Raw genomic sequence first — 7,998 nt, forward strand, 5'->3', positions numbered from 1 at the left:
CACATACCCCAGGGCATGTGGACCTATACCGTGGGCTCGAAGGCACACGATCCGGCCGTCGTCAGGAGGACCGCGCCCGCAGGCACGAAGTACTACACCGAGGAAATACACAGGGGAGCCTTCGTCATACCCCCCTTCCTCGTAGATCTGCTGAAAAAGTAAAAAATTGGGCGCGTTATTCGCGCGCATGATAATCATCCGAGAGGGGTCAAGCAAGAGATGAGAGTAATCATCGCCCTGGGCGGCAACGCGATTCTTCAGAGGGGGCAGAAGGGACTCGCCTCCGAGCAGAGGGAGAACGTCCAGAAGACGGTCGACCAGATAGTCCGCATGATAGGAGCGGGCCACGAGGTGGTCGTAACTCACGGCAACGGTCCGCAAGTCGGCGCCATACTTATTCAGAACGAACTCGGGTCCTCCTCCGTCCCGGCCATGCCGATGGACATATGCGGCGCCCAGAGCCAGGGCCTTATCGGCTACATGTTCTGCCAGAGCATCGAGAATACGCTGAAGGCGGAGGGCATCGAAGGACACGCGCCCGCATGCCTGGTAACGAGGGTGGAGGTCGATCCCTCCGACCCGGCGTTCGCCAACCCGACCAAGCCGGTCGGCCCCTTCTACACGGAGGAGGCCGCGAAGAAGCGAGCGGCGGAGACCGGCGAGACTTGGATCGACGACGCCGGTCGCGGGTGGCGGAGGGTTGTTCCGTCGCCGGATCCGAAGTCTATAGTGGAGGCGGATTCGATCAACGCCCTGCTGGATAAAGGCTTCACTGTCGTGGCCTCGGGTGGCGGCGGCATACCCGTGATACGAGGGAAGGATGGGCTATGGGAGGGGATCGAGGCGGTCATAGACAAGGACCTCGCAGGCGAGCGCCTGGCGGCGGCGGTAAACGCCGACCTCCTGATGATACTGACCGACGTGCCGAAGGTCGCCATCAACTACAACACCCCGGATCAGAAATGGCTTGACACCCTTGCCCTCTCCGAGATGGAGGAGCTGGAGAGGAAGGGTCACTTCAAGGCCGGCTCCATGGGGCCGAAGGTGAACGCTGCCCTGCGCTTCGTCAGGAACGGTGGGGAGAGAGCCGTGATTGCAAGCCTAGAGGAGGCCCTGGAGGCCCTTGAGGGCAAGAAGGGCACGCAGATTGTAAGGGACTAGCCCCGGCAGACATAATATAAGAGCCTCCGCGAACGCGGAGGCTTCACCGGTCCAAGAGGAAGGCCGCCAATCGGCGGACACTGCAGCTCCTACAGAATTGACAATCCCACCAGGTTACGTCCACATACCATAATCTTCGATCGATGCACAAATAACTAGCCCTTGCGAGTAAAAAAGCACACGATAGGACGACGGCAACGTTTCAGAAATACTCGGGTGTTATAAGAGAGATCCCACGCCTCCGAAGGGCCTCGCACCCAGATCCCTCCCCTGTTTACTTTTTACCTGCTCTCGTGTAAAATGAGCGTAATAAAAGGAATATTATTTATTATTGTTTTCAACGCTCCTAAATATTTAACCGTTGTTCATTTCTACAATCCGCATCACCGCTTCTTTCCTGAAATAAATCCGTGCAACCAATTTGTCCGGGTTTAGGGGCAACACCAATACAATACGGGAGGTTACTAACAAGATGAGACAAGCGCCAGTCAGGGTGATTATCTGGGGACTAGGAGCCATGGGCAGCGGCATCGCCAATCTCCTGCTGAAGAAGAAGGGCTTTGAGATCGTCGGCGCCATCGACATGGGAGTGAAGCTCGGAAAGAGCATGTACGAGTTTTTGGAGACCCCCAGGGGCGACCGCCCGGACGTCGTTTTAACGGCGGCAGAGGACACCATCAAACCGGGTGCGGCCGACATCGTGCTGATCTGCACCGACTCTTTCGTCAAGGGAGCGTTCGACAAGATAAAGATGAGCGTCGAGAACGGCATGAACGTCATCTCCAGCGCCGAGCAGATGGCCTTCCCGAAGGCCGCCGAGCCCGAGCTGGCTGCAGAGATCGACCGTCTGGCCAAGCAGCACGGGGTATCTGTGCTCGGTACCGGCATAAACCCCGGCCTGATCATGGATCTGCTGGTGGTCATCTTCACCGGCGCGTGCGAGCAGGTCGACCACGTGCTCTCCCGCAGGGTGAACAGCCTCAGCCCGTTCGGCCCCACCGTCATGGAGGAGCAGGGCATCGGGATCACAGCCGACGAATTCATCAAGAGAAGGGACGACGGCAGCCTAGCGGGGCACGTCGGCTTCGTCGAGTCGATCAACATGATCGCCTCCGCCATCGGCTGGAAGGTCGACAGGGTCGAGCAGTCCATGGAGCCGATCGTCACCGAGGTGGACAGGAAGGCCCCTTACGGCTTCGCGAAGGCCGGCGATGTAGCTGGTTGTTCGATGAAGGGTTTCGGGTATGTCGACGGAGAGGTCAAGATAGAGATGGACCACCCTCAGCAGATAGAGCCTCAGCTCGGAGGCGTGGAAACCGGCGACTACGTGATCATCAAGGGCGTGCCCGATATCAGCATGGCCACCCAGCCGGAGGTCCCCGGCGGCATTGGAACGGTCGCCATGTGCGTGAACATGATTCCGCACGTGATCAACGCCCGCCCCGGCCTGAAGACGATGCTCGACCTGCCCGTGCCGCGCGCGATCATGGGCGACGTCAGGGAGATGATCGAGGAGTAGCTCGGACGGCGGGACCGTCGATGCGGCGTTCGGATCATCATCGCGCTTTTTTCAGATGAAAGGGTGAGTTAATTCAGCATGGAACGAGCAAATAAGGGAGACTGGGTTCAGATTCGCCAGACAGTGCTGACCCCCGAGGAGAGGGCACCGCAGGTACCGGAGGACACTAAAAAGGTCCCCCTGCTCCTGTGGGTCAAGGGTTTCGCCTGCGCGGGCGCCGCCAAGGGCGAGCAAGTGGAGATAGAGACTGTCACCGGTAGAAGAACCAAGGGCGAGCTGTTCGAGGTCAATCCACGATATATTCACGACTTCGGCGACTTCGTCCCGGAGCTTCTCCAGATGGACATGCAGTTGAAAAAGCTTCTAGAGGAGGATACTCCCAATGGCTAACCTCGACATGTCCTACGCGGCGGTGATGGGGCGAAGAAACGAGATCATGAAGCGGGCCGTCGGCATCGACTACAGTGTTTTCGAGTCCGGCGGGGTCGGTTTCGACTACGAGCGCATGATGCGCGAGGCGGGCTACACCCTGGAGGAGATCCGGGAGATCCAGTCCTCCACCGGCGTCGGCGACACGCCGATACTGGAGCTGCGCAACCTTACGGCCCTCGTCCGGAAGTTCTCCCCCAAGGGGAAGGGAGCTCGCATATTCATAAAGGACGAGGCCGCCAATCCGTCCGGGAGCTTCAAGGCACGCAGGGCGGCCAACGCCGTCTACCACGCGAAGCGCCACGGCTACAAGGGTGTTATAGCGGCCACCAGCGGTAACTACGGCGCCGCAGTCGCATCGCAGGCGGCCATGAGAGGCTTGAAGTGCATCATAGTTCAGGAGTGCTACGACAGCAGGATGGTCGGGCAGCCGGAGATCCTGGAGAAGCTACGCGCGTGCGAGGCCTACGGCGCCGAGGTGGTCCAGCTCTCGGTCGGGCCCGAGCTCTTTTATACCTTCCTGGTGCTGCTGGAGGAGACCGACTACTTCAACGCGTCCCTGTACACGCCGTTCGGTATCGCGGGGGTCGAGACGCTTGGATACGAGCTGATCGAGCAGTTCAAGTCCACCACCGGCAAGGCCCCGGACAAAGTGCTGATCACCCACGCGGGCGGAGGCAACGTGACCGGCACCGCCCGGGGCATGCAGAAGGCGGGCGCGACCGACACGGAGATAGTTGGCGCGAGTGTGGACCTCTCCGGCCTGCACATGGCGTCCGACCATGATTTCAACCGCAAGTCGTTCACCACCGGACACACTGGCTTCGGCATACCGTTCGCGACCTGGCCTGACAGGGCCGATGTGCCGCGCAACGCCGCCCGTCCCCTGCGCTACCTGGACAGGTACGTGCTGGTGAAGCAGGGCGAGGTCTTCTACATCACGGAGGCATTGGCGGTGCTCGAGGGTCTTGAGCGCGGTCCCGCCGGCAACACGTCGCTGACCGCAGCATTTGCGGTGGCCCAGGAGATGGACGAAGACCAGACCATCGTGGTGCAGGAGACCGAGTACACGGGCGCGGGCAAACACCCGATGCCGCAGCTCTCCTTCGCGCGCAGCAACGGTATCGACCTGCTGTTCGGGGACCCGGACGACGAGAAGCCGGGAACGAACATCATCTTCCCGAAGGATCCCTCCTTCATCAAGGTCCGCGACTTCGATCTGGACAAGGCGCGGAACTCCTACATACGCAACTGCGTGACCAACAACAAGCTCGAGAGTGCGACAGAGGAGGACGTGAAGTTCCTGGCCGAGGACACCAAGTCCAGTGCCGACTACGTCAAAGGAGCGCTGAGAGAGCTGAACGTAACGGTGAGATAGGAGAAACACCCGGGAGGGGCCCCCTCCCGGATCGATCTGAGAATAGAGAAGACAGGAGGCTGTTAACAAAATGAAACGTGCGGACGATTTCGAGCAGAGACGGGCTCACATCAAGGACCTCTCCGACGAGGAACTGAAAGCTCGCTTCTGGGAACTGGCGGACAAGATCGTCGCGCCGATGCTGGAGCTGGGCAGGACTCACACGACTCCGGCGGTCGAGCGCAGCGTGCTACTTCGCATGGGTTTTTCGAGCCTGGAAGTGAAGCCGATAGTGGAGGGAGTCATCCAAAGAGGGCTCATGGGAAAGGGCGCGGGCAACATAGTCTGGCGCCTTTCAAAGAAGCTGAGTGTCTCGGTGCGCGAGGCGGGGCTGGCCCTCGCCGAGGGAAAGCACTGGGAGAAGGTTGAAGAAATCTTCGGGAAGGGGTGCGCATAATGAAGCTCGATCCCAAGAAGAGGCTCGACATCAAGGAGATACTCAAGGATCTGGACAAGTACCGCCCGAAGAGACGCGGATGGACCTGGAGAGAGGGACGAAGCGAGAACCGGAAGGTTGGAGACTTTGAATACCACGAGACGGCCGAGGGCGTCGAGAACTCGGTGCCCCTGCCCGGAAGCCGCGGCTTCGGCTACATCGACCCCCAGACCGACTGCGTTCTTACCACCGAGATCGCGTCCGGCAGGTTCGAGGATGACATAAGGCGGATGCGCATGGCCGCCTGGCACGGAGCGGACCATATCATGGTCATCCGCACCGCCGGCCAGTCCCACATAGACTCCCTCATAGAGGGTACCACCCAGGGGATAGGCGGAATAGCCGTCACCCGGAAGCAGGTCCGCGCCAGCAGGAAGGCGCTTGACATGATCGAGGAAGAGGTAGGCCGCCCGATCAACTTCCACTCCTACATCTCGGGAGTTGCATGCCCGGATATCGCAGTCATGTTCGCGGAGGAGGGCATCAACGGGGCGCACCAGGATCCGCAGTACAACATACTCTACCGCAACGTCAACATGGTCCGCAGCTTCGTCGACGCATGCGAGGCCAAGAAGATCATGGCCTGGGCGGAGATGCTGCAGATCGACGGAGCGCACAACGCCAACGCGACCGCGATGAAGGCGTGGAAGGTCTGCCCGGAGCTCATGGTGCAGCATGCGATCAACAGCGCCTTCTCCAAGAGCGTCGGCGTCAAGCCGGAGAATATTGCTCTGTCCACCGTGCCGCCGACCGCTCCCCCGGCCCCATGCATGAGGCTCGACATTCCCTACGCCGTAGCGCTGCGCGACTTCTTCTCCGAGTTCAAGATGAGGGCCCAGCAGAACACCAAGTACATGGAGTCCGACATGCGCGAGGCCACGGTGACTCACACTCTGAACATGGTCATTTCGCGCCTGACCAGCGCGGACATCCAGTCCACCATCACCCCGGACGAGGGGCGCAACGTGCCGTGGCACTACAACAACATCGCCGGCCTCTGCACCGCAAGGCACGCGCTCAACGGCCTGGACGGCTTCAGGGAGATGGTCAAGCTCGACATGGACGGCCAGCTCGGCAAGGACGCACGCGAGATCAAGGAGCGGGCCGTGCTCTTCATGGAGGAGATGCTCGAGGTCGGCGGCTACTTCAAGGCCGTCGAGCAGGGCTTCTTCATCGACAGCGGGCTCTATCCGGAGCGCAACGGGGACGGCATCCCCCGCGACCCGGAGGGAGGAGTCGGCGCAGCCATGCTGTTCGAGCGCGACGAGGACTACTTCGCTCCCGTGTCCGTCCACTACGGCTACAACAACGTCCCGGCAGAGCTGAACGGCAAGCCCTCGGCCGCGGTCGGTGGGGACACCTTCGAGGACCCGTCGAAGATCATCATGATAGACGAGCTGGACGAGATGGACAACGTCAACGTCAGGCTCGAGGAGCTCGACAAGTACTACGAGACCAACCTGGTCAAGCCGGAGGTCGAGTGGCGCGCCGACGGAGTGGTGGCGGTCAACCTCTTCCTGCCCCTCGACGAGCGGACCGCCGAGTTCGCGGCCATCAAGTGCGGCGAGAAGATGGGCCTCGAGGAAGTGACCGTGGTCCACAAGCAGGTCATGCACCCGTCCGAGGGCACATACGTCGAGATCAAGGGCAGGGTGGACTTCGACATCAACGTCGACGAGCTAGTGATACCCGAGAAGATACCCGTGCTCTCCGAGGAGGAGATCCGCGCCGACATAGCCGAGAAACCGATGATGGTCGTCGCAGCCACCGTCGGCGAAGACGAGCACTCGGTCGGCCTGAAGGAGACGCTGGACATCAAGCACGGTGGCATCGAGACCTTCGGCATCAGGTACGAGTACCTCGGCACCTCCTGCCCGGTCGAGAAGCTTCTGGATGCGGCGATAGAGACCAACGCCAACGCCATTCTCGCCTCGACCATCATCACGCATGACGACGTGCACATGAAGAACATGAAGAAGCTGCACGACCTGTGCGTCGAGAAGGGGGTCAGAGACAAGCTGATCCTGATCTGCGGAGGTACCCAGATCTCTCACGAGATCGCCCGCGAGGCCGGGATGGACGGAGGGTTCGGCCGCGGTACGAAGGGCATAGACGTCGCCAGTTTCCTCGTCAAGCGCAGAAGGGAGATGGAAGGCGCGAAATGAGAACAGCTGTTCTGGTCGCCGAAATCGGCAGCACCACGACAGTCGTGAACGCCTTCGACGGCATAGGCGGCCCCTGCCCGGTTTTTCTCGGGCAGGGGCAGGCCTGCACCACGGTGTTGGAGGGGGATGTGACGGTCGGACTGAGGGGCGCAGTCGAAGAGCTTAGATGCAAGCTCGGCGCTGATTCGCTCGAATGGGACGAGATGTTCGCCACGTCCAGCGCGGCGGGCGGCCTTCGAATGACCGTCCACGGGCTGGTCCACGACATGACGGTCCGCGCGGCCCGCGAGGCGGCCCTCGGTGCCGGAGCAATACTCAAGTACGTCACGGCGGGAAGACTTCGCAGGACAGAGGTCAAGAAGATCCGCGACATCAACCCGAACATAATCCTGGTCGCGGGCGGGGTCGACTTCGGCGAGCGCGACACTGCACTCTTCAACTTCGAGACGATCGCCTCCATGGGACTCGATGTGCCGGTTATCTACGCGGGCAACGTCGAAAACCAGGACGAGATCGCCATGATCGCCGAGGAGAAGGGCGTGCGCCTGTATATCACCGAGAACGTCTACCCTCGGGTCGACCAGCTGAACGTCGACCCGGCGAGGCGCATCATACAGAGGGTATTCGAGGACCACATAATCCACGCCCCCGGAATGAACACCGTCCGGGATATGATAGACGGTCCGATCATCCCCACGCCCGGTGCCGTAATGGAGGCCGCCATCCTGCTGAGGGAGGCGCTCGGCGACTTGGTCGTCTTTGATGTCGGGGGCGCGACGACGGACGTGCATTCCGTCGCGGAGGGCAGCGAGAAGATACTGAGCATCACCGTCAGCCCGGAGCCGATCGCCAAGAGAACAGTCGAGGGGGA

8 protein-coding genes are annotated in these 7,998 nt (G+C 60.9%); all 8 read left to right on the forward strand.

Annotated features, from left to right (window positions below; translation table 11 throughout):
• On the forward strand, positions 1-162 hold a 162-nt coding region (locus tag GX181_09675), incomplete at its 5' end, for a spermidine synthase (GenBank protein NLM72208.1).
• Positions 163-219: 57 nt separating this feature from the next.
• Positions 220-1,161 carry a carbamate kinase gene (arcC, locus tag GX181_09680; GenBank protein NLM72209.1) on the forward strand — a complete coding sequence of 314 codons (942 nt, stop codon included), beginning with the start codon at positions 220-222 and terminating at the stop codon, positions 1,159-1,161.
• A 472-nt stretch (positions 1,162-1,633) separates the two neighbouring features.
• Complete coding sequence (locus GX181_09685; protein ID NLM72210.1) at positions 1,634-2,680, forward strand: dihydrodipicolinate reductase; 1,047 nt, start codon at positions 1,634-1,636, stop codon at positions 2,678-2,680.
• A 78-nt stretch (positions 2,681-2,758) separates the two neighbouring features.
• Positions 2,759-3,070 carry a 2-amino-4-ketopentanoate thiolase gene (locus GX181_09690; GenBank protein NLM72211.1) on the forward strand — a complete coding sequence of 104 codons (312 nt, stop codon included), beginning with the start codon at positions 2,759-2,761 and terminating at the stop codon, positions 3,068-3,070.
• Positions 3,063-4,487, forward strand: coding sequence for a PLP-dependent lyase/thiolase (locus GX181_09695; GenBank protein NLM72212.1), 1,425 nt, complete (start codon positions 3,063-3,065; stop codon positions 4,485-4,487). Before GX181_09690 ends, GX181_09695 begins: the two co-directional genes overlap by 8 nt.
• Before the next feature lie 70 nt (positions 4,488-4,557).
• Entirely contained in the window at positions 4,558-4,923 is a 366-nt protein-coding gene (locus GX181_09700; GenBank protein NLM72213.1) for an ornithine aminomutase, read from the forward strand.
• A complete protein-coding gene (locus GX181_09705; GenBank protein NLM72214.1) occupies positions 4,923-7,127 on the forward strand; it encodes a LuxR family transcriptional regulator in 2,205 nt (734 codons plus the stop codon). The genes GX181_09700 and GX181_09705 overlap by 1 nt, the downstream gene beginning before the upstream one ends.
• A partial coding sequence (locus tag GX181_09710) for a DNA mismatch repair protein MutL (protein ID NLM72215.1) occupies positions 7,124-7,998 on the forward strand: 875 nt, incomplete at its 3' end. The genes GX181_09705 and GX181_09710, both read left to right, overlap by 4 nt.

This window comes from Synergistaceae bacterium, assembly GCA_012521675.1.
GTDB lineage: Bacteria > Synergistota > Synergistia > Synergistales > Aminobacteriaceae > JAAYLU01.